Origin of the sequence: Nonomuraea wenchangensis, assembly GCF_900111685.1 — a bacterium.
Classification (GTDB): domain Bacteria; phylum Actinomycetota; class Actinomycetes; order Streptosporangiales; family Streptosporangiaceae; genus Nonomuraea; species Nonomuraea wenchangensis.
In genome coordinates this window covers 21,833-44,988 of record NZ_FOHX01000030.1, presented here as the reverse complement: position 1 = coordinate 44,988, position 23,156 = coordinate 21,833, and the positions used below count along the sequence as shown (strand labels likewise).

The 23,156-nt window shown below is 62.1% G+C and carries 13 protein-coding genes and 2 pseudogenes; 6 read left to right on the top strand and 9 right to left on the bottom strand.

Annotation, left to right across the window (positions count from 1 at the left end):
* The first annotated feature begins 445 nt into the window (after positions 1-445).
* Both BMW85_RS47165 and BMW85_RS47160 read left to right on the top strand, forming a co-directional pair.
* The gene (locus tag BMW85_RS47165) at positions 446-1,531 is read left to right on the top strand and encodes an AAA family ATPase (protein WP_091094295.1); all 1,086 of its coding nucleotides are present in this window, start codon (positions 446-448) and stop codon (positions 1,529-1,531) included.
* A 5-nt stretch (positions 1,532-1,536) separates the two neighbouring features.
* Positions 1,537-2,208: a DUF4276 family protein gene (locus BMW85_RS47160; protein WP_091094294.1), complete on the top strand. Its 672-nt coding sequence runs from the start codon at positions 1,537-1,539 to the stop codon at positions 2,206-2,208.
* 264 nt (positions 2,209-2,472) lie between these two features.
* On the opposite strand, the gene BMW85_RS47155 is transcribed toward BMW85_RS47160, so the two are convergent.
* From BMW85_RS47155 to BMW85_RS52770, 3 genes and pseudogenes are all read right to left on the bottom strand, one after another.
* Positions 2,473-3,801, bottom strand: a complete 1,329-nt coding sequence (locus BMW85_RS47155) for an IS256 family transposase (RefSeq protein ID WP_425434432.1) — start codon at positions 3,799-3,801, stop codon at positions 2,473-2,475.
* A 403-nt stretch (positions 3,802-4,204) separates the two neighbouring features.
* Positions 4,205-4,687 (bottom strand): transposase, encoded by a 483-nt coding sequence (locus BMW85_RS51760; protein WP_281249713.1) that lies wholly within the window; start codon positions 4,685-4,687, stop codon positions 4,205-4,207.
* 361 nt (positions 4,688-5,048) lie between these two features.
* Positions 5,049-5,729, bottom strand: a pseudogene (locus BMW85_RS52770) (ISL3 family transposase); the annotation flags it as partial.
* 238 nt (positions 5,730-5,967) lie between these two features.
* Between BMW85_RS52770 and BMW85_RS52765 the strand changes: the two are divergent.
* Together BMW85_RS52765 and BMW85_RS47140 are read left to right on the top strand one after the other, a co-directional pair.
* Positions 5,968-6,282: a hypothetical protein gene (locus BMW85_RS52765; RefSeq protein ID WP_177241258.1), complete on the top strand. Its 315-nt coding sequence runs from the start codon at positions 5,968-5,970 to the stop codon at positions 6,280-6,282.
* Between the two features lie 292 nt (positions 6,283-6,574).
* Positions 6,575-8,422, top strand: coding sequence for a DUF262 domain-containing protein (locus BMW85_RS47140; protein WP_091094292.1), 1,848 nt, complete (start codon positions 6,575-6,577; stop codon positions 8,420-8,422).
* Between the two features lie 30 nt (positions 8,423-8,452).
* On the opposite strand, the gene BMW85_RS47135 is transcribed toward BMW85_RS47140, so the two are convergent.
* On the bottom strand, positions 8,453-10,003 hold the full coding sequence (locus tag BMW85_RS47135) for a restriction endonuclease (protein ID WP_143082664.1): 1,551 nt from the start codon (positions 10,001-10,003) through the stop codon (positions 8,453-8,455).
* A 956-nt stretch (positions 10,004-10,959) separates the two neighbouring features.
* Here BMW85_RS47135 and ltrA point away from each other — a divergent pair.
* Entirely contained in the window at positions 10,960-12,213 is a 1,254-nt protein-coding gene (ltrA, locus tag BMW85_RS47130) for a group II intron reverse transcriptase/maturase (RefSeq protein WP_218156255.1), read from the top strand.
* Between the two features lie 128 nt (positions 12,214-12,341).
* On the opposite strand, the pseudogene BMW85_RS47125 reads toward ltrA, so the two are convergent.
* Positions 12,342-13,159, bottom strand: a pseudogene (locus BMW85_RS47125) (transposase family protein).
* Positions 13,160-13,756: 597 nt separating this feature from the next.
* On the opposite strand from BMW85_RS47125, the gene BMW85_RS52805 reads away from it, so the two are divergent.
* Positions 13,757-13,969: a hypothetical protein gene (locus BMW85_RS52805; RefSeq protein WP_483869910.1), complete on the top strand. Its 213-nt coding sequence runs from the start codon at positions 13,757-13,759 to the stop codon at positions 13,967-13,969.
* 235 nt (positions 13,970-14,204) lie between these two features.
* Here BMW85_RS52805 and brxL read toward each other — a convergent pair whose 3' ends face one another.
* The 4 genes from brxL to BMW85_RS47100 are packed head-to-tail and all read right to left on the bottom strand — an operon-like array spanning position 14,205 to position 23,147.
* Complete coding sequence (brxL, locus tag BMW85_RS47115; RefSeq protein ID WP_091094288.1) at positions 14,205-16,247, bottom strand: protease Lon-related BREX system protein BrxL; 2,043 nt, start codon at positions 16,245-16,247, stop codon at positions 14,205-14,207.
* Between the two features lie 2 nt (positions 16,248-16,249).
* Positions 16,250-18,790: a PglZ domain-containing protein gene (locus tag BMW85_RS47110; RefSeq protein WP_091094287.1), complete on the bottom strand. Its 2,541-nt coding sequence runs from the start codon at positions 18,788-18,790 to the stop codon at positions 16,250-16,252.
* On the bottom strand, positions 18,790-21,201 hold the full coding sequence (locus BMW85_RS47105; protein ID WP_091094286.1) for a BREX-1 system adenine-specific DNA-methyltransferase PglX: 2,412 nt from the start codon (positions 21,199-21,201) through the stop codon (positions 18,790-18,792). The genes BMW85_RS47110 and BMW85_RS47105 overlap by 1 nt, the downstream gene beginning before the upstream one ends.
* Positions 21,198-23,147 (bottom strand): Eco57I restriction-modification methylase domain-containing protein, encoded by a 1,950-nt coding sequence (locus BMW85_RS47100; RefSeq protein WP_091094285.1) that lies wholly within the window; start codon positions 23,145-23,147, stop codon positions 21,198-21,200. The genes BMW85_RS47105 and BMW85_RS47100 overlap by 4 nt, the downstream gene beginning before the upstream one ends.
* Positions 23,148-23,156: the final 9 nt, after the last annotated feature.

Sequence of the window (23,156 nt, the reverse complement as noted above, 5' to 3'; positions counted from 1 at the left end):
GCTGTGGTGCGTCTCCATCACCGGGCTCGGCGCGAGAGCCGCAGCACGAATGCTCGTACAGCACTGCTGGAAATGGTCGCCGGTGACCCATGGCTCCGGCGGCTGCTGCTCGTCCAGCTCACCATGCACGTCAGAGAGTGGCGGAGAGATGTCGAGCTCTTCCTCGATGTCGCTGATCCCGCCGCCTTCACCGCCCCTGGCGATCGCGATCGCCCGCTGGTCGCGGAAGCAGAGATACGAGCGATGTTGACCAAGGGATGGAAGCGCACCTTCCGCGAAAGTGCCGAGTCGGCCTGGCAAGACAGGGCACGGCAATGGGTCATGACAGCCCTCCACGACGACCGCCATCGCGACCTGCGGCGACCGAGTCGCGCAGGGGTGTGCCCAATCTCCGACTGCAGGAGGGTGGAGGCGCCGCGTCGGAGGATCACTCTAAGCTGGGCACATGGCGCCACAGAGATTGCAGTCGATCGCGATCAGGGGATACACCTCGATCCGCTCCACTCGGGTGGAGTTGCGAGATCTCAATGTTTTGATCGGTGCCAACGGTGCGGGTAAGAGCAATCTCATCTCTGTCCTTGCCCTGCTCGGACGGATCGTCGACCACCAGCTGAACCTGTTCGTTGGCCAGGCGGGTGGGGCTTCGGCCCTGCTCTATCGCGGAGGCGGGAGTATCCCGGAAGTCGCCCTGCGCTTGAGATTCGGGCCCAACGTGTACTGGGCCAAGCTCATCCCGGCGGCTCGCGATGAGCTGATCTTCGGCCTTGAAAGCATCGAGGTGCGTGGCGAAGAACATGTCCTCGGACGGGGGCATCGGGAGAGTCGCCTCACGGATGAGATCGATGAGCAAGACTTGTCATCTGTTGCCGGGCATGTGGCTGACACGCTGCGCGGTTGTCGTGTCTTCCATTTCCACGACACCAGCGCGAACGCTCCTGTCAAGCAGACAGGGTTCGCCTCCGACAACATTGCGCTGCATCCTGATGCCCGAAATCTGGCCGCCATCCTGCTTCGGCTCCAGCAGGAAGACCACGCCGTGTACAGGAGGATCGTCCACACGATCCAGCAGGTCGCGCCGTTCTTCAGGGACTTCGTGCTCATAGAGGAGAACGACCGACTCCGGCTGCGATGGCAACAAGAGGGCTCGGACGTCGTCTTTCCCGCGGACGCGCTGTCGGACGGAACACTCCGTTTCATCTGCCTTACGACCTTGCTCAGCCTTCCTGATCTCCCTGACCTTGTTGTGCTGGATGAGCCGGAGCTTGGTCTGCACCCCTATGCCATCGTGCAGCTGGCCGACATGCTCCGGGCCGCTAGCACCACCAGTCAGATCCTGATCGCGACCCAATCGGTGACGCTCATCAACCAGTTCGAGGTAGACGATCTCATCGTCGTTGAGCGGGACAAGGGAGCATCGGTCTTCAAGCGGCTTGCCCCCGAAGGATTGGCCGACTGGCTGGAGGAGTACTCCTTGGGCGAGTTGTGGGAGAAGAATCTGCTCGGTGGCAGGCCGCAGGCCGAGTCGCGGTGACAAGAATGCGCCGAGTGCACATCCTGTGCGAGGGCCAGTCCGAGGAGACCGTCGTGCGCGAAGTCATCGAGCCCTACTTGCGCAGCTCCGACGTCTACGTCACTTGGTCCATCTTCACGACCAAGCGTCCCGCAGGTGGCCCTTCCTACAGAGGAGGCCTGTCCAGATGGGCCAAGCTCGCCTCGGAGATCCGCCTGCTCCTTGCGGATTCCTCCATCGCCGTTTTGACGACCATGCTGGACTACTACGGACTCCCAACCGACGTGCCCGGCATGGCGACACGCCCCTCGGGTTCGCCGTATGACCGTGTGACTCACGTCGAGCGAGCCATGGCCGGCACCATTGACCATCCTCGTTTTGTGCCGCACCTGGTACTCCATGAACTGGAGGCATGGGTTCTGCTGGGGCATGAGGCGCTCGGTGAACTCACCGGCGACGACGCACTGGCCCAAGCCGTCCGGGCCATAGTCGTGCAGGCCGAAGGTGCCGAACTGGTCAATGACGGGCTCAACACAGCCCCCTCCAAGCGTCTACTGCATCTATATCCGCGGTACCGCAAGACGTCTGACGGCCCGCTCGTCATAGCCGATATCGGCATCAACACCATCAGGAATGCCTGCCCTCACGCGGACGCCTGGTTCTCCGCAGTGAACACTGCGCTCACGAAAGAGCTCTGACGCGCCGGATTCAGATGCTTCGGCAAGCCGACTCTCGGAAGGCATGCCTCAACGAGACTCGTGCAAGGCCGGTAACAGGTTGCTCGATCGTCAGCTGGCGTTTGGGGCTGAGGGGTCGTCGGCTCCCTGAACGGAGATCTGGCAGACATCCGCCCGGCGACCAGATGCAGTCCAGAAGATCCATTCGTCACCTGTGAGGTGGACACCTTGGAGGTTGTCACTTCAGGTGTGTAAAGATCGTTTCTGAGAGCTTGGGAGCGGTCTTTACCTGATACGGCCTGGATAGGCGATGTCGAGTTCGATGAGTGCTTCGCGCCAGCCGATGGTGCGCTGTCCTTCGATCAGGCGGGCGGTGCTGGGCGAGTTCTTGATCTTTCCGGTCTTCTCCTTGGTGATGGCGCGTTCGCGGGCGCGTTTGTCCTCGATGTTGATGATGGCCAGCCACAGCAGTTTGACCACGGCGTCGTCGCCGGGGAAGTGGCCGCGGGCCTTGGTGACCTTGCGCAGCTGGTAGTTCAGCGACTCGATGCTGTTGGTGGTGTAGAACAGCTTGCGGACCGCCGGGGAGAAGGCGAAGAACGGGGTGAAGCGGTTCCAGGCGGTCTCGAACACACGGGCCGCCTGCGGATACCTCTGGCCCCAGGTGGAGGCGGTGAAGTCGGTCAGGGCGTCGAAGGCGGCCTGCTCGCTGGGTGCGGTGTAGATCTTCTTGAGCTCGGCGGCGAGCGTGGCGCGGTCACGGCGGGCGACCGGCCGGAGCGCGTTGCGGATCAGGTGCACGACGCAGGCCTGCACGATGGTGTGCGGGAAGGCATGGTGGATGGCGTCTTCGAAGCCGTTCAGTCCGTCGGTGCAGGCGATGAGGATGTCGCGCACTCCCCGGTTGCGCAGGTCGGTCATCACAGAGGTCCAGAAACGGGCCGACTCGCCGGCGGTGGCGGTATCGAGCGGGGTCTTGGCCAGCCAGATCCCGAGGACGTGCTTGTCGCCGTCGGCGTCGATGCCGATCGCGAGGTAGGCGGGTTTGGCCTGGACGCTGTGGTTGTCGCGGACCTTGACCACGATGGCGTCCAGGAACACCACCGGGTAGACGGTTTCCAGCGGCCGGGCCTGCCAGGCGCGGACCTCTTCGAGTACGGCGTCGGTGATGTTGGAGATGGCCTCGTGCGACAGTTCGACCTCGTAGATCTGGCGCAGGTGGTGCTGGATGTCGCGCACGCTCATGCCGTGCGCGTACAGGCTGATGATCATGTCGTCCAGGCCGCCGGAGACGCGGCCGGCCCGCCTGGGCACCAGCATCGGCTCGAAGGTGCCGGCCCGGTCGCGGGGTACGGACAGCCGGACCGGCCCCACCCCGGTCTGCACGGTCTTGCCGATCCTGCCGTTACGGGAGTTGCCCGAGCCGTGGCCGGCCACTTCGTGCTTGCCGTAGCCCAGATGCGCCGACAGCTCGGCCTCCAGCGCGCGTTCCAGCACGGCCTTGACCAGTTCGCCGAGCATCGAGCCCTGCCCGGTCAGCCGCAGCCCGCCCGCGCCGTCGCGTGAGCGTTCCAGCAGCAGGTCCAGCACGTGATCGCCGAGCAGGTCCCGCAACGGCGTCTCGCCGTCACGCTGGGGGGATTTTTCCCCGCCATGATGAGCGGCCGCCCCCAGCAGCGCCGATGTGTCATCGTGCTGTTCTTGCCCCACCGCGGCCAGCGCGGTTCTTCCCCGTGTCGTGGACATGATCATGTTCTCCCCCGAGATGGTCAATGATCGTTGCAGACTTCCGTCTACGTTCGGTGATCATTTCCACACCTGGAGTGATACCCCCACACCTTGCTACCGCCAGGTGTCCACAGAGGAGAAGAATCCCTACGACAGCCCGAGGGAGTTCCGAGTTAGGAGAGGGGAGGCTCCTGTGCCTGTTCAGAGGCGTTGAGCTGGGCAAACAGCCTATGTGTGACGGCGACGGCTGAAAACTGGATCAGGCACACTTTCCGTGATTGGACCCTGGTCAGTCGGTCAGCAGGATGCGTTTGCGCAGGAGATCGGGGTTGGCGCGGCCGTACATCTGTCGCTTGAGCATCTTGGTGCGGTTGACATGGCCTTCGACGGGCCCGGAGCTGTAGGGCAGAGTGAGCCCGGCGGTGACGGCGTCTTGGTCGCGGCGTAGCCCGGTGACGAAGGAGCGCAGCTCGGGTAGATCGTCGTTCAGGACGGCGTTCATCCAGGTCTCCAGGTTCTGCCCGCGGCGGTGCGTCATCATCTCGGCGAATTGGTGTACGCGCTCGTGCAGGGCCGCCAGTTGAGGGCATGCGGTGGTGAGCACTTGGAGGCGGTGGTGCTCGTCGGGGTCGAGGTTGGCGGGGTTGCGCAGGAACCAGCTGGTGGCCTGCCGGACGGTGGGCGGCCGCGTTGGGGCCGGCGTGGGAGGCGTTGCGTTGCGCCAGGGGTGGACGTACTGGCGGACGGTGGTGCCGCTGCCGCGATATCCCAGCGCCTGCAGTTCCCGGTAGAGGGTTTCGGCGTTGGTGCACCCCTCCTTCCACCGCTTGCGCAGGTAGGGGTCGTAGGCGTCCAGGTTCTTGGGCCGTCGGCCGGTGTCGTTGTGAACGAGCAGGTCCTCGTGGCTGGTGGCGCGGGCGAAGCGCCGGACGGTGTTGCGGCCCAGGGACAGCAGGCGAGTGATCTCCCGGCCCCTGGCCTTGTTTCAGCAGGGCGTGTACGGCGGCATGCCGCTCGCGGGTCCTGGTGGCGATGCGGTCCTGGCGGTCGGCGGGCGAGCGGGGCAGGGCGGGCAGCGCCTCGGGCGGTGAGCTGGCTTGAGTGCTGGGCGTGGCGATCAGGGCTTGGAGGTGGTGGCGGTGGCGGGTGACGGTGCGTTCGACGGCCTCACCGAGGTTGCGCCACAGGTGCCACCTGTCGGCGACCTGGGTGGCGTGAGGCGCGCCCCGGGCGATGCCTTCGGCGTAGGCGCCGGCCCGGTCGCGGCAGACGATCTCGACCCCAGGGTGGGCGCGCAGCCATGCGGCCAGGGTGTCGGCCGTCCGGTCGGCCAGCACGTCCACCACGGTGCTGGTGGAGATGTCGATCAAGATGGTGCCGTAGGTGTGACCTCGCCGCAGGGCGAAATCGTCCACCCCGAGCACTCGTGGACCGGCTTGCAGTGTCGGGTCGGGCAGGGCTCGGAGCAGCCTGATCAACGTCATTCTGCTGACGGAGGCCGCCAGCCGGGAGGTGAGCCGGGCTCCGGCCCGTCCGCCCAGCGCCAGCGCGATGGCCTGCAACGCCCTGGCCGCGGTGACGCTGCGGCGGCCGTATCGGACGGTCAGCGCCGGGACCTGCTCGGCGAATGTCGCCTTCGCACACGTGGCAGTGCGGCAGAAGAAGCGGCGTACCCCCAGGTGGATGAGCACTTCCTGGCCGCCGGCTGCGGTATCGGACAGTCGTCGTTCGTAGCGGCTGTGCACCTGCTGCGACGGAGTTCCACAGGATGGGCAGGCGGCCTCCATGGTGCCGGTTGTGGCCTGGATCCTCACCGTGGTTCCCGATCGGAACACCTGCTCAACGCACACGCCGGCCAGATGAGGGAACAGGACGGCGACCAGTTCCTTGATCAACACGCTGCAGATGTTCGTGTTGAGATGGACGACTACCGGCTGGAACGCCCGAACCGTGATCTACTCAGCGGGCCCGATCACGGAAAGTGTGCCTGATCCCATTTTCAGACGTCGTTGACACTATGTGGCGCCTGGGCCACGCAAGATCATCCCGCGTATGTCTCCGGACAAGCTAGCGAGTGGTCACGCATCTCTGGGGTGGAAGCTCGCGCGGGGCGTGGTGACCGTTGCGCACGACCAGGCGGCGACCGGCCTCGTCACGCTCATCGGCGAACGCGGTGATTTAGGCGTCGACCTCGGCCTTGAGCGCTTCGGCGAGTATCCGGCGGGCGCCTTCGCGGACCAGTTCGTCGATCAGCGCGGCCGAGACCGGGCCGCCGGCCGTGCGGTGGGCGCCATCGGTGGGGTCAGGGACTACGGCGAGTATCGGGTGTGCCTTCCCGACCGACGTCGGCGCGTCGGCCATGCGTGAGAGACCTCAAACGATCACCGGGAAGGTACACCCCATCCCGGCCGTCCACAGGCCTCAAGCATTGCTCGAGTCATGCTCACCCTCGCGCTAACTGGCAGTGCTTCTCGGGACCGGCCCGTTCTACGGACCGCTCTGGGTCCGACGCTTCCCCAAGCTCGCACCATGCCAGAGAGGTATATCTCTCTCTCGCGTTCTCGATCTGCTGAAGCTCTCCTTCGCTATGATCGCGGATCGAGCGCTCAATCGAGGATTCTCCTGCCTGCAGAGTTGAGATCGACAAGAATATGGAGCTGTGGACGCCAACACGTACTCACTGAAGCAGATCCTCACTCAGGAACGGCGGTTTGTCGTGCCGACGTTCCAGCGGGACTACGAGTGGACCCTCGAGGGGCAGTGGGAGTTGCTCTTTGATGATCTTGAAGCAGTAGCGGACCGATTGTCCGAGGCGCGTGTGAACGCCGAGCTGACGGGGCAACCGCTATCCAGGGCCGATCGGCAGGTGACCCCACATTTCCTCGGTGCCGTTGTGCTCGATCAATTGCCAGCTCCTGCGGGTGGCCTTGATCTCCGCGCGATCATCGATGGCCAGCAGCGTCTGACCACACTTCAATTACTGCTGCGGGGCGTCCTCGATGTGCTGATTGAGAGGGAGTCCTCGCGTGCCCCGCAGGTAAGGCGGCTGCTCCAGAACCCGTCCGACATCATCACTGCGCACCACGAACGTTACAAGCTGTGGCCTCGGCGTAAGGATCGGGAGATGTGGCCGGTCGTGATGTCTGATGAGGTGACGACCGCAGCTGGACACGGGTATCTGCAAGCCAGGGCGTACTTCGCTGAGAGGGCTCGCACTGCCGTGTCCGGCGTAAACGGAGAGGACCTCACCGATGCGGTGGTTGACGCGTTGCTTGATTTGTTCAAGCTGGTCGTGATCGATCTCGAGGACAACGACGATGCCCAGGTCATCTTCGAAGTACTCAACGGCCGTCAGACACCGCTATCCGCTACCGATCTGGTGAAGAACCTGCTATTCCTGCGTGCAGAGCTGAGGGATGAGAAACAGCTCGAGGACATGTACGACCGTTTCTGGTCTCCCTTTGACGACGACTGGTGGAAGATCTACAAAGGGCGTGGCCACGCGGCGCGTGGGCGGCGGGACATCCTACTGTCAAGCTGGCTGACAGCTGTGTCTGCAGATGAAGCCAACATCGGTCACCTGTACAGCGAAGTGCGTCGCTATCTCGACAGTGCTGAGCGTAAGACTCCAGATGTACTGGCTGAGCTGAACGCGTACGGCGCCGCCTATCGGGACGTTTATAGCGAGAACGGCCGCGGAACAAGGCGGCTTCGACAGGCTTACCAGCGCTTTGACCGGCTAGAACTTCTGACGGTCACCCCGCTACTCGTCTGGCTGCGCACTGTGACGCCCGAACGCCTTACGGAGAGAGAGCACGAGCTCGCCGTACTCGCTCTCGAATCATGGGCAGTCAGACGAATGATCACTGGGGCAAACACCCGTACCTACGGGAAGGCTTTCCTCGAGGTCCTCAAGGCTGCCAGGGCAGCCGCTTCCAACCCGGAGGAATCGATCGCTAACGCGATCGTGGCCGCGTTGCACGCCGCTCCTGCCGGCCTTAGCTGGCCGGAGGACAACGACCTGGAGGACACCTTCGTCAACAGGCCACTCTATGGTGTGCTCACACAAGAGCGGATCAGGATGCTGCTCGGCGCCATCGATGAGCGGATGCAGATCGACAACCCCAGAACCGAGCCCGCGGTGTTCGACTACGACCGTCTGCAGATCGAGCACGTAATGCCTCAGTCGTGGCGGGATCACTGGGCTCTTGATCTGCCAAGCGAAGAACAGCGTTTTTTGGCCGCTCAGCAGCGAGAGCAGTTGGTGCACCGCATGGGCAACCTTACTCTAGTGACCTCCGACTTCAATCGGGACGTCTCAAACCTGGCCTGGGAGATTAAGAGGAACGCATTGGCGACGCACGCCAAGCTGCAGATCAGTGCCGACTTTGCGAAGACCGAAACCTGGGATGATACGACAATAGAAGGGCGAGCACGCCTGCTCGCCAGAGTCGCTGCACTTGTATGGCCGGCCGCCGACCACCTGATCGAGGAATTGCGGCTCTAAACCATCCGAGATTGATGGAGGCTCTGATGGTCACTGCTCTAGATCCATATGATCACCCGGTGTCTCGTTGTAGGTTTGGTCCCGCTCACGCATGCTGTCGCACGGAGTGAGGTCGCGGATTCTGCCCTGCAGGTCGGCTGGATTCCAGTTGCAGCTCACCGCAAACAGCTGTGCGTTGATTGATCGAGCGCACTCCACTCGATCGGCGTAGTAGGTCACCCGCTCATAGCCAAGCGGATGATGATGGGCGAGGTTGCAAATTATAAGCTCGCTAGACTGAAGTGGTCGCAGATCAGGATCCATCTCTGCAGGCGCAGACTTGCCGAAGAGTGGGTTTCTAATGACAATTCCGGTCACCCACTCCGCTGGCCGCATGGTGGTGGTCGATTGAGCATCTCTGTCGGGATCAAGGAGTAGATCGAAGTCATCGTGCTGAACAACGTATGCCACCACCTCTATATCCGTCTGTGACCTTAAAGGGAACCTTTCCGATCTCGTAATCGAGCGGCTGTGCAAGGGGCGGAAGTGCACTGCTTCATGAACTCCAACCGCCTTGCATAGTTGCATTAGCGGGGAGAGATCCAGTGGGATGCCTTGCAGCTGAAACGATAGGTTGACCATCGATACGAGTCGCGACTGGTGAGCAGCGAGATTAGCCGTGAGAGTGTAGAAACCACCATCACATACATCCGTATAGCAGCATTCCTCGGAATGGTGAGAATCGTCATGCGCGGCGCGCTCCGCCCATCGAGGAAGCGCTGTGGCGAACTCAGCTGCACCGAGGCCGTGCCAGTTCTGGGAGGCCTGTTGGATACTCCAGCACGCTTGCCCAGTCACCCACCCTAAGTTTGATAGCGTATCGATCAAATCCAGAAGTGACTGCTCGCCATAAATTTTTGGATACAAATCAAGTGCCACACCGAAACCTGCCGCCGGCATCCAATCGATGTCCGGGATCTCCCTGGCGAACACGAACTGTCCGAATTCGCCACGACAGTCAAGCACGCGACTACGATGCCCATCAGGCCACATGAACTCTGCGGGCGACACGGGCAGCACCGCAGCCGATTTCCTACTTCTCGCTGACATGGTTTGCATGAGCGCTGCGTCCAAGAGAACTGTACCGTGGGCGAGGAGAGCCTCCTTCTTGCGATGCAGGAGTCGCAGCAGTGACTCTCGATCGAGCAGGATCTGCTCAAGCTCGCCCCCGGAGAGAAGAATGACTGGTTGGGCGGTGTTTGTAGCCAAGTCTGCGATGACGGTCTCAGAGAAGCCCCCAATGCTGACCAAGAGTCCGGTGACATGGGCAGGTACTCGGCGTAGCCGAGATCGGAGGCTGTCGATATCATCGATACCCGACTTGTCGCTTCGCCACTTCGTCTCGATCAGGTAGCTCTCTGTGTCTCGTGTCGCGAAAAGGTCTACCTGTCGAGGCTTGGCCGCGCCAGCGTTTGGCGTGGTTTGAAAGTGATAAAAGCGGAACAGGTTGACCATGAACCGTTCGAGGTTGTAGCCACGCTTCGCCGGATTCTTGATCGCCGCGATAGTCCGGAACTCTTGCAATAGGCTGTGTTTGCTCACAGAGAAGATAATGCCAGAGGATCCTGAGGCGATCTGCTTTTTTGGGGCTCTGACCCCAGAGCTGCCGTCGCTGTCGCCTACCCGCGAACTCGCTGATTTCGAGTAGGCGAAATAGGCATCCTGCTTGGTTGATCAGGGGTAAATGGGTCAGTGGCGTATGGGCAAGCGCGAGGGCGCGCTGGCACCTGAGGACGTTCCTGCCGTACGTAGTAGTACGACTACTGAGCGCTTTTCGTGCGCCCAGCAGAGCAGGAGGTGAAGCCGTGACATAGCGGCTGATCTTGTTGTTCGTAAGCTCGTCGTCGCTTGCCGGTTGGAGTCCGGTCCGGGTAGCTGCCAGGAGGCCCGGTAGCAGGCTGGCGGTTTCGTCTGGAAACGGGCGGGGTCGAAGCCCAGCGTCAAAGGCCCTGTAAGAGGGGGAGCGACGGTGCGGTCCGTAGCATGAAGCGAAGCCTGCGGCGTCGTTACTCAGCCGCCCCTCGGGGTGGGACAAGGGAGAGCCGAGCCCCTCGAAATCGGGGTGAAGGCCATGGAAGCGGCCAAGAGCCTGGAAACGCAGCCGTCATGAACTCCCCGGCGTATGGGGCGCGGAACGTATCGATAGTGGCGACGGGAACTGGGGAGGCCCTCCCCGGCCCGATGACCTGCGGATATGTGTCATCGGAGCGTAGCGCCCTATAACCGATGACCTCGGGAAGTGGACGATCAGCCGGGTGGGCGTCGGAGGTGGCCGTAGTACCGCTTGAACCGGCCGGACAACACAACCGGCGGCGATGGGAAGGGCCACTACTTCGTCGATGCGTGCGGTGTTGAGGAGGGGCCCGGTGAGTGCCGTTTCGGCTATTCCCGCCGCTGGCAGGTCTGGTGGACGTTCTCCGCGAGACTCGGTCCGAGCCTTACAGCACACGCTGTACCGGGCGGCCAAGGCTGACCCCGGACGTCGATTCCACGCGCTGATGGACAAGGTCTACCGCAGAGACGTCCTGGCGCGCGCGTGGCTGATGGTGCGCAGCAACAACGGCGCGCCGGGTATCGACAACATCACCCTGGCCGACGTCGAGGAGTTCGGGGTGCCCCGGCTGCTCGATGAGGTGGCCGCCGAACTTCGGGAAGGTCGTTACCGTCCCCTGCCTGCGCGACGGGTCGTGATCCCCAAGCCTGGGTTGAAGGATGAGTTCCGGCCGTTATCGATTCCCGCGGTTCGGGACCGGGTCGTGCAGGCCGCCGTGAAGATCGTGTTCGAACCGGTCTTCGAGGCGGATATGGCCGACTGCTCGTTCGGGTTTCGTCCCAGGCGTTCGGCTCACGACGCCCTGCAGGTGCTCATGAACGAGTACGGGCGGGGTCGCCGGTGGGTGGTCGAGACGGACATCGCCAACTGCTTTTCGGCGATTCCGCACGATGAGTTGATACACGCGATCGAGGAGCGCATCTGTGACCAGTCCCTGCTTGGCCTCCTGCGGGTGATCCTTCGCGCAGGGGTCATGGAGGACGGCCAGGTGCGCACCGGGGACGTCGGGACCCCGCAGGGCGGGGTGATTTCACCCGTCATGTGCAACGTCTACCTGCACCGGCTCGACCGGGTATGGGATGAGACCGACGGGGTCCTGACCCGCTATGCGGACGATCTCACCGTGATGTGCTGGTCACGCAGCCAAGCCGAACGGGCCTTGGCCCGATTGACCGAGCTGCTGGCGGAACTCGGGCTGGAGTCCAAGGCCGCCAAGACCCGCATCGTCCATCTGGAGGTGGGCGGGGAAGGCTTTGACTTCCTCGGCTTTCATCACCGGCTGGTGCGATCGACCGGATTCAACGGGAAACGACCTTTCGTGTTCCTCGCTCGCTGGCCCGCGGACAAGGCCATGCAGCACGCCCGCGGCCGGATCCGGGAGCTGACGGACCGGCGCAGGAGACTGCGGCCAGAAGCGATCGCCGAAGAGGTGAACCTGTTCCTGCGGGGCTGGATCGCCTACTTCCGGTATGGGCACTCCGCCCAGCGCTTCAGCAAGATCAGGCAATACGCGCGAACGCGTCTGGCGAGATTCATCAGCAAGAAACATCGCGCCAGCAGGGGATTCGGGTGGCGGGCGCTGGTCGCCTTGTCCCCGAACGAACTCGGTCTGATCGGCATGTATGGAATCGTCGTCCCGCCCAGACCCTTCAAGGACTGGCGGGTGAGGCCGAATGCCGGCGGTGAACGACGTCGGTGAGCCGTGTGCGGGAGAACCGCATGCACGGTTCGAGGCGGCGGGAGCTGGAAACGGAGTCACGCACCTGGTCATGGTCACTGAGGTGGCACACCCGTCCGGGAAACCGGCGGAATCGAAGGCCTCAGGCCCTACCGCCAGGAGACGCCACCGCGCCAGCTCCCGACCCTACATCCTGAGTAGCGGCCTTCTTCGGTGGGCTGCAGGACGAGGATGGCCTGCACGATCGTGGTGGCGCGGTGTGGGCAGCAGCGCAGGCGGGTCAGGACTTTCCAGGTCTTCAGGGTGGCGACGGCGCGTTCGCCGCAGGCGCGGATGCGGGCGTGTGCGCGGTTGACCGAGCGCTGGTGGCGTGACAGCGGCGGGCGCAGCCGAGTTTGAACGGGGTGCGGATGCTGCCGCCCGCGCCTTGATATCCCTTGTCGGCGAAGGTCGTCACCCTTGCGGCGGTCAGCGCGTCGATCAGGCCGGTGGCGCGTGCCGCGGTCAGGTCATGTGTGGCGCCGGGCAGTGCGGGTGAGGCCCACACCAGCCGACCGGCCGGATCGGCCAGGACCTGCACGTTCACGCCGTGGCGTCGGTGTTTACCGGAGTAGTAGGGCCGTTCGTCGGCCAGCCGGTCGATCAGGATCAAGGTGCCGTCCAGGATGGTGTAGGCCAGCCGGCCGGCGCGTAAGACGGCGGCGTGGACGTCGTCGGCGAGCAAGGCGAGCAGGTCGGTCGCCTCGCGGACGTAGCGCCAGGCGGTGCTGGTGCCGACGTGGAAGCCGGCGGCCAGACGTGCGTAGGTGTCGCCGTTGCGCAGGTGGGCGAGTACGAGCAGGGCTTGCCGGGATGGGTCCAGGCGCCGCCAGCGGCAGCGGCGCTCGGCACGCCGGGCGCGGATCAGCTCGGCCAGGCGGATCAGGGTGTGATTGGACAGCGGAATCGAGGCACGATAAGACAGCAACGAGGCTCTCCGGTAGAGGCATCGGATCTTGGTCGACTGCTGTCTTACCGGGAGCCTCTTCTCATGCCAACCCGTCCCGGCGCCGCCCCTGTTGACCAGCGCGATCAGGTTGGAAAAGCCTCACTGTATTGCATCAGATGGATCATCCGGTGCCAAGGTGCGGCCGCCGAGCGCCAACGCCTGGTCTGTCGGCCACGCGTCCGGGTCGAGAGATATCCGCAGTAGGAGAGCGTGGACGGTACTGCTTGCTCACCAGGAATGACCCGCAGAAACACCCAGCGCCGTACTCGCCCTTCCTATGATCATCCCGCGTGTGTCCCGCACCCACCGAGACGGCCCCGTAGACCGTTCCGAACGGCAACGCCCCCGTCCTGCAACTGCGCAAGGTTATCGGCGGCGACATGGTCACCACCTACCTGGACAGTTTCGAGCGGGTGTGGGAGCAGGCCGGGCCGTACAAATCCATCCGATCACACTGCGACATCACCGACATGAACTCGCAAACCGCACTCTAAAGGCCTACATCCCGGCTACACCCTGGCATGCCGGCTGCAGACCCGGGCCGCGCAGGTCTGGCGCTTCACCTCCGACTTCGCCGTGCCCTTCACCAACAACCCCGCCGAGCAGCCACAGCGCATGGTCAAACTGCAGATGAAGATCGGCGGCTGCTGGCGCAGCGTACGCACCGCCGTCCGCTACTGCCTCATCCGCTCCTACCTCGGCACCGCCCGCAACCACGGCATCCACCCACTCGATGCCCTCCGCGACACTCTGTCCGGGAACCCCTGGATGCCACCACAAAACGCCTGATCAATCACAGGCGTGAATGGATACCGTCGGACCAGTCGTATTCGAACCTTGGGCGGTGTAGATGCATCCGACCTGGCCGAAGCCTGCCCACACCAAGGATCAGGCGGTCATCGGCCCGCCGCCCACCACCTGCGGCCGTGTCGGCGACGGCGGCATCACCCGCTGGGAACAGCTTCCACCACTCACCAGAAACCAGCCGATCCACGAATCATAAGTTGACCAGGGGTCGGCCACGTCAATTCAGTACGAGCGCCTTAAATACGGCCTGGCGAAGGTCGCCGTAAAAGAGCGGATCAACGCGCTCAAGGACTTCGGCGTTGACCTCCAGGAACTGCCGCTTGTTCTCGATTGGGATTAGAGCCCGCGTGGCGCCGTTGTCCATACCGACCTGCAAGGGCTCGGTGAGAGACGGGACCGGTTTGACGTTGCCCTGGACGCTCATGTCGCCGAGGACAAGAAGGCCGGGCTGTGGCGGGACCTTGCGAAGGACTGAGTAAGCTGCAGCGAAGAAGGCGACACCGACCCCGGCCTCCACCTTGTTACCAAGGAGGTCGATTACCTCAACGTGGAAATCGGAGGTGTCGACCTCGCGGCCTACGCCAAAAGCGTTCTTGTTGGCGAGTAGGTAGCTGAAGGCGCGGCTGATCGACTCCTTCACCGCGCCCGAGATGCCGCCCGCTGACTTGATTTTGCCCGTTCCGGACGACAGTGTAATCTCTATGCGGTATACGCCGACGGTGCCATCGCTGCTCACGGACGCGCTGTATATGGTCCCGGGTGCCAAGGGGTCGGGCGAGATGAGGTCCTTGCCACCCTGTTCGGGCACGCCGACGAACTTCTCCTCGCCTGTCTCCCTGATCTGGTAGCTGAACGAGGTCTGGTGGTACTCGAAGGAGCCCATTTTCTTGAGCTGCTCCTTCACGCGCCGACGGCCCTCCAGCGCAAGCTGCAAGAGCTCCTCCATGTCCCCGCGTGAGACCTGGCCATGTGGATGCAGGATTTTCACGAGCCCCGACACAGTTCGACGAACCGCCTTCCGGTCGCGGGCGTTGAGATGCGACCCTAGTGAAAAGTAGTGGTCAATGATCTCGGTGTGGTTGTGTTTGCGCAGGTCGCGGAGGGCCTCGGCGAGGTAATCGATGACAAATCCGTAGCGGTCAGTGAAGTGCTCGTTGTACATCTTCGGCACTTCCCACCCAGGCAGGTAGAAGTGGAGCCGGTCGATGAACGCCATGTCGTGGCGAATGACGTCGGGCATCGGTGCAAAAAGGTGATCGGTCTGCACCATCACGTCGATGGCCTGCTGGGTGTTGCCGAACATTGCGATGCTCGCGTATCCCGCCATCGCCTCCTGGCCGCGTTGAAACTGCCCTGACTCGCAGTAGGTCTTCATCATGGTGATGACTTCCTTCGGCATCTTTTGAAGGTCGGCCACCTCGTCGAAACCGATGACATCCCAGATTTGAACCATGCCTTTGTAGCGGCCCTGTTGTTGCCCGAAGAGGTTCGCTATGGTAGTCGGCCCTGTAAGCAGTGCGGAGTATGGGGATAGCTCCTGGACCGCGTAGCTCTTTCCCGTGCCACGAGGACCAAGCTCTACAAGGTTGTAGTTCCGCTCACAGAAGGGAATAAGGCGGGTCAGAAACAAGAACTTGAGCCGACGATCCATCACCGCGGGCTCGTAGCCCATGCTGCGTAGCATAAGGTCAAGCCACTCGTCGGTTGTGAATTCAGCGCGAAGCTTGCGGTACTCCTCGAGGTCGAAGGTAGCGAGCTGGATAGGCGTGAGCTTGTCGATCCAGAACGGGTACTTGCCCTTGCTCTCCTCGTCATACTCGAACCGCATGTCGACCTGCGCCCAGATGCCACCGGTGAGTAGACGATCGAAGTCGCGAACGTATTGACCAGGGATATGCACGTACTTGTGGCCAAAGTTTGTCACCTCGGCCCAGTACTGCGAGTCGACTAGCCTAACCTTAACCTTGTCGATGAAGGTGTGCTTGCCTGCCTCCTTGACCTTGCTCTGAGCCTTAGTGCTTTCGTCCGGCCGGATGTAGTTATCAGCGAGGGTATCGTTGACGACCTGCAGGCCCATTTGAATGGCCATTTCGTCGCTGGACGCGCAGTACTTGCCGAGTAGGTACTCAAGCACGAAGACCGGCACGTTAGCCCCGACCTTCACTTTGCGGACTAGGTCCTTGCGCACGACCTTGCCGGCGAAGACGCGGTTTACCTTGTCGTCTAGAGCGCCTCTTGTCGGTTGCTGCTCATTGCTCATGATCAGATCCCTAGCTTGACACGTAGCTCGTCAGATTGGGCCAAGACCGCGTCGGTTGCTGGGTCCAGGACCACAACGCGCACCGATGTGCAGTCATCGCGTGTGAGCATCATGCCAAGATTGGCTTCGGAGTTCGGGTTAACGCGAAGGACGCCACTCGCGTGGTCGAGATCGCCGCCCATGGCCATCCCTGCCTGTCCCACCTGCTCGTTCCCCGAGACGAGGACGACCCTCAGCGCGACCGGCTCGGCATGGAAGAGGTCGCCGACCATCAAGACCCGAACCCCGAAGGTGCGGTTGGTCAGCTGATCGGGTACGCCGCGCAGTTCCACGATCTTGCCTGCCGGCAGCTCCGAGCCTTGCAACGGAATGCGCAGGCTCACTACAGGGACGACGAGCTCCTGCAGGCTCACGCTTCCGTGGTGGAAGCTCAAGCCGCCGCCAGTCTTGAACACGCCCAAACCGGTGGGGAACACGAAGTCGAGGTTTGTGTCGTAGCCGAGCTCGGCACCGGTTACGCGAACGGTTCCCGCTGGTGTGGCTCCACCACGTCCGATCCAGCAGCGTCGATGGATGTCAACCGTGTTGCCGCCCGGGCTATCGGTCTTCATGTCGTCGTCTTTACGAATCGAGAACTGATGACCGTGGTCAGCGCTGATGACGAAATTCTCGATACCGACAGACGCCAGCTTGCGGATGGCACGCGCCACATTGCCAATGACTCCCTCCATGGCGGCTCGTGCGGTGAGCTCGTCGACGTTTTCACCGAGGGCATCGATCTCTTGGGAGCGCACGACCACAAGCGAGGCGTCCTCCATCGTCTTACTCAATTTGGAGGGCGAGGCGCTGAGCAACCTACCCAAGGGCAAATCCACCACGTCGGGTACCTTCGTCTTCAAGAACTTGAGGCGCTCGCTCAAGCCCGACATGGTTGTGCCCTCGATGCTGGATGCAATCTTTCCTTTGTGCTCGACTACAGAGAAGCTTGCAGATGCGCCAGGAAGAAGTGCAGCCATGCCTACTGGAGTTATTGTGGGCAGTGCCGCGATAGCCGGGCGAATTGTGAGGTCCGTCGTGCCTTCGAGTTGATGCGCAAGCTCGACGCCCATCTCGAAGCGCATGGCGTCGACCAGGAAGTAGGCGACCCGTCCCCCCATGGTCTGCACGACATTGGGATAGATGTGTGTCTGGTGCAGCATTCCCGAGACCGTCCAAGCAGCCTCACAGAGTACCTTGGCAAAGCCGTCGGCCATCTTCTTGAGCAGCTCTTCATGCTCTCGTCGGACAAGGGCCAGGCCCTTCTCAGTCTCGGGTTCCTCGCCCATTTTGGCAACCCACGTCTCAAGTCTCCGTTGTAGCTCATCGACTCGAAACCACCCGTCCTCTGCCGAGTATGCACGAACCCAGCTAACCGGATTGCCTGGGGGGTTAGAAAGGGCGAGTCGTGTCTTCTCGATCTCACTACCGAGCTTGGCCATCAGGCGGCAGGCTTCCCACTGGGCTTGCCGCGCCACGTCTCGGTCCACCCAGAAGCTGCGGCTGCGGTCGGCAGCAATATTGAGACCCTTGGCATATTCACGGCGGCAAATGAGCTCGCTGGCGTACGCCAGCAGAGCCCGTTCCTCGAACCGGAAAGTGTCGATGTTCCCGAGGTGCCTGGCATCAATCTCCGACATGTCGAGATTGAGCTCCGACTCAACCATGTTCGCCAGAGCCACGTAGCGCTCTGTGTATCCACACCGCAGACGCTCGACGACGTCACGGATCCGCGCGATGTGATCTTTGCTCGGCGGTTCTGGCACCATCCCGACAGACGCTGGCGGCGTGCACTCCAGATCGGATCGAAACTCGCTCACCAGTACGTAGCGCAGTACTTTGCCTCTTGCCTCGGCGACCGTGGTGTTTTCGGAAACCGAAAAACCAAGGCGCGTCTCAACGAGCTTGAACAGCTCGACTCCAGCATCCTTTTCGAGGATGATCGAGTCCTTGCCGTCGTCCGCGAGCCAACAGGCGATTAGGGCCTCACTCTGAGCGTCCTCGAAGATGGTGCGCAGGACCGACCCTAATTTGTCTTCCTCGCTCTGATGGAGGAACGAAACGATGTCGTCGTAACCGATGCTCGCGGGTCGCAGCATTTCGTCGATCTGACCATCAGTGAACCGTTTGCGCAGAACATTGAGGGCCAATCGCTTGAGATTCGGCTCATAGCAGATGCCCCCCTTTTCGAGCTCCATAAGTACCGACGCTTGTCGGTCCCGGGTAACCCCAGGAAGGTACACGATGAGCGGCTCGGGCCTATCGAGGTCAGCGATAAGTTCGACAGCAGCTCTTAGTGCGAAGAGGGAGCCTTCGTGCCGGGCGAGGAAAGTGAGTCGGTCCTTTACAAGCACGCGTGGCAGGCCTTCATATCCTGTGCCCACTTGCTTGAGCTCGCGGTCGATGAATGGCTCGAACTCGCGGCGGGGGTCGTAGAACACCACCACGCCACGCTTCTTCAGCGCGTCATCGAGTTGCATGCAGAGGTAGTCGTGAAACGGGTGCATCAAGTGGTACCTCCTGCCAGATGGTAACGGGCACCACGACGCTCACCGATTTGTGTGACTGAGCCGTCCGCCAGGAGCACCTTGATAACTATGCTCCACTGGCCCGAGGTGATGCCGGTGGCTTTGATAACATCGGCTTTACTGGCACCCTCACCGTTTGCGGCGATGACCTCCTTCACCTTGCTGAGAAGGTCTGCGTCAGGAGCCAGTCCAGTCTCACTACGAAGGGCAGTTCTGTTTGAGGCTGAGCTGGTGCGCGATGCGACTTGGCCGCGCCGAGCACCGGTGCCGCGTGATGCCTTCCTCTTGCTCGCTTTACCAATGCCGGGTGCGGGGGCCTCAAGTAGGCTCTTGAGGGCGTCTTTGACGGCGGCAGAGGTTCGCTCTTTGACGAGCATCTCTACGGTCGCCTGCTCTACGTGTCGTGGTTGCCATTTGCGGTCGCGATCCTCGTACCAAAACACGTCCTCAAGTCCGTGAGCAACTGCAAGACTGCGGTCCACGGCGCACTTGGGGACAACCCGCTCGGGCCAAAGGTGCATCGCGATATGGGCCCAGTCATAGTTACCTTGGCGAAGCTTACCCCAGCTCCCCGCGCACTCCTTCTGCCATGTTCGATGCTGTGGGATGAGTCGCCACAAGGGTGCGAAGTTAATGATGACTCCGTCATTGAGGTTTGGATTCCAGAGAGGGGCAAGACGCGCTACCTCGTCCTGGAAACGGCGCAGCTCTTCGACAAAGGACTCCTGTGCGACGATTTCGCGGTGTTGGTCCCCGCTGGGGTTCGAACTAGCCTCCTGTATGAGCCCGATGAGCCTGCGCTCTTCGTGTTTCAACTTCGGAGTCACGTAATCATTGAGCACGCGATAGAGTGTGTCCTTGGTGATGCGGGGATAGTAGAGCCAGACGGAATAGCTCGAAGAAGGCGTGGCAAGCTGCCAGTAGATGGGGGCCTTGCGGCGGCTCTTTGAGTACCGCTTAATGTGGTACTCGAAGAACGACTGCGTGAACCAGTCCCGTAGGTCGCGGCCCTGGGCGTCCACCAGCTCCGCGGCTTCTCGCCAGACCGCATCACAGTCCTCGCCGAACACGGTCTCGAGCACGCGGCGAGATCCTGCGGCGAGATCCCGGTCGTGGCCGACGTCATCAACGAGGATCCCGTCTCGAGGGATCTCGACTGGGTAATCGGGCGGCGGCGCATCGACCGGTTGGCCGTCTCGCATGGTTAACATCCCCGGCGAGCACAGTGGAAGCGGATCGAAGGGCTCAGGCTCGGTGGGCAGTTGCCGCACGCCCGTAGCGAGGCGAACGTCGAAGCGCCCGAAAACTGCGCCCACGGACCACGAGAGCATCGCGGCCACGAGTGGCGCTGCCTCAACTTCCTCTGGTACGTAGTCGCTCTCGTCGGCGTCAAGTTCGCTGGCCTCGTTGGCGGCAGCCCCGAATCCTTCTTCGATTCGTCTGCGATCTTTCCCGTCGATGTCGTAGAGGGCAAAGCAAATCTCGTCGATCTCGCGTCGGATTTTGGCGAGCTCATTCTCGACTGAGGCCAGTTGGTTCGCCCACGCCGAAGCCCGGTCGGCTAGGCGGGCCCCTCCTAGTTGGAGCAGCGCGGGAGTCACGAAGGCGTGGGATGTCTCGGTGCGCATGTCCAGCGAACGCTTGAGCGCCCAGGCGCTGCGGGTGAGGCCGACGAGACTGGTCCGAGCAGAGTCATCCAACTGGGGGATCGGTGTCTGCTGAATCAGACCAACCTCGTAGGATTGAGCCAGTTCGGTACGTGCCAACTGTAAGGCCACGAGGCCGCCGAACGGCGCCGAATTAGCGATCGCGCATAGGGCAAGGAGCTCGTCTGGCTCGTCGCCCACCACGAACATCGCTGGTCCCTTGTCGGCGAAGATGGAGCCGGCCGGCATGGCGCGGAAGCTGAGTCCGTTGGTGCGCCTCGGCCACGTCAGGCCAGGGCGGAAGTAGTGCTCGGCGCTGCGGATGTTTCGTGACCAGTGCTTGGTTCCCGGGGTTGTTTCCGCGAATGCCTTGATCTCCTGACCGTCGTCAGTCCAATCCACGGTCAGGTAGACGTCAGCATAATAGGGACTGAAATGTCCTCCCTTCGCAAACGGAACGTGGCCGGAGGACCCGGGTGTCTCCCACCACAGAGCAACGAAACGGAAGTCGTCGCTTGACTGAAGCCCGACAGTGGCGGTCGCGACTTCGCGTAACGCCGAGAGGCTTCGGAAGAGGGTCAAAATATCTTCGGAGACCCAGTAGGCAAATGGCGAACGCGGAATTGCCGCAAAGTCATCCGTCTCCACTTCGAAGCGCGTATCCGGAACATCGACCGCGATACTGTCGCGAAGCGCCATCGCCTTGTCGTCAGCCTCAATAATGCGGAGGAAAATCGCCTTCATGCTGGCACCTCCAGGCAATACGCTGCGGCCTCGACCGCAGCGTCGTCCATCACCCCATAGCCCAAGTCGGCAACCACAGTCGGTGACGCCTCCTTCAAAAGGATCTCCTCGCGCCATTTCTGGAACGATGAGAGGAAAAAGCCGGTTCGCGGGGTGATGGCGCCGAGGCGTCCACGGGGATGGAGGAGCTTAATACCTCTTTCTACGAAGGCCGCATAAATGTCGTTCTTGGTTCGAGGCCACGCCGATGACGCCCACGCGCGAACACCTTCGGCGAAGGCACCGAACGGCGGATTCATAAGTACCACGTCGCAACGGAGACCGCACATATCGACAAATCCTATGCCTCGCACGGCATCCTCGGCGAACAGGCGACGTTGGTAAGCGCGGCCGTTCGCGGCCTGCTCAGTGTACGAACGCAGCGCCGCAAGCATTTCTTGCTCGGCCTTATGCCAGCGCTCCTCGTCGGAGGCTTGGAAGAGCCCTCCGAGCTCACCGTAGACCTCCCGCACGGCGTTGCGGATGTCGTCCTCGATCCGAAGCAATGAGCCGGCCTCGCCTGCTAACTCCATTCGGTCAAAGACACGATCGACGAGCCGTGCGAGCTTGGGATCTAGAGTGGCGGTGAACTCGCGTCGCAACTCGAGGTCTCCCGGCATCGGTTCGGCCACCACTATGTTTGTCTTCTGAATGGGTGGGCGAGTCTCGCGCGCGATGCCGAGTTTGTTGTAGGCACGTTGTGCCCGCATCCAGAGCGCGAGTGCTGCGATTTGTGCACATCGTGCATCGATGTCGATGCCGTGAAGATTGTACCGGAGGATGAGCCCAGGAGCAGCAGAACGCAGCGACTCGAGGTCCGGGTAATCCTCATGCAGCGTGTGGTCCGTGATCTCGGATACGGGCGACGACTCGTCGCCCCAAGCCTCTTCGTATATCGTCAATAGTAGGTCGAAGGCGTAAAGCAGGAAGTGACCCGAGCCGCAGGCTGGGTCGAGCACGTGGATGTCCCGCGGGTCCTTCCTCGCCCGGAACGACACGTAGAATGGCCGCTGGTGCAATTCCTCCCGAAGCAGCTCCTTGTCACCCGGCTCGGCTCCGGTGGGCGCTTCTTCCCCCTCGGCGAGAAAGACCTCGTTCGGTCGGCGCACGAGGTACTCGAGGCCGCGGATTCGGGTGTTGCCTTGCCGCATCTCGTGCCAGATGCGCCCGAGAGTATTATCGGTGAGAAACTTGACGATGTATCGCGGCGTGAAGAATTGATTGCGGACAGCAAGCTCGTAGCTATTCTGCGGAGCCTTGGGTCTACCTTCGTCGTCGTACCTAGCCTTCTGTCGATCCGCGTCGCTGTTGAAGTACTGGTAGACCCAGCCGATTGTCTCGTCCTCACCCCAGACTGCGGCGAGCTCCGCATCGTTGAGGACGCTGAGCAGATCCAGGAGCGCTTGTCTGCGAGGCCAGAGCAGGCTCGCTGGGTCCCGACGGTCGAAGAGAACGCGGACCTCTCGACCGATTTCGTCGAAGAGCGACTCGATGTAGATGCGGTATCCATGATCGGGCAGTTGCACGAGACCGGGAGCGAGCCCGGTGAACTCCTTGAATCCCGCCGATTGATCGCCCCGGCTAATGCATTCCTGCACGAGCCCGCGCACTTCAAGCATCTTGAGCGCCACAAAGCGGTTCAACGTAGTGAATGCTGCCTCCCGAAGATAGGCTGCGACGGAGTCAACTTTGTTGAGCCCACTGGCACGCTGGTGCTCGACCGCTGTTACCAGCTTGGTCTGGAGAACTCTCTGCACGGCGTCGAGGTGTTCCCCAGGCGTGATGGCAATGGTTCCGTCGAGGCGAATGTCGAACACCCCCTCGAGCTGCTCGGCATACTCGCGCTCTAGGAGTGCCCTTGCGGCTTGGGCCGCCTGTTGAATGCGGTTTCTGGTCCCTTTATCCATCTTGTCCGA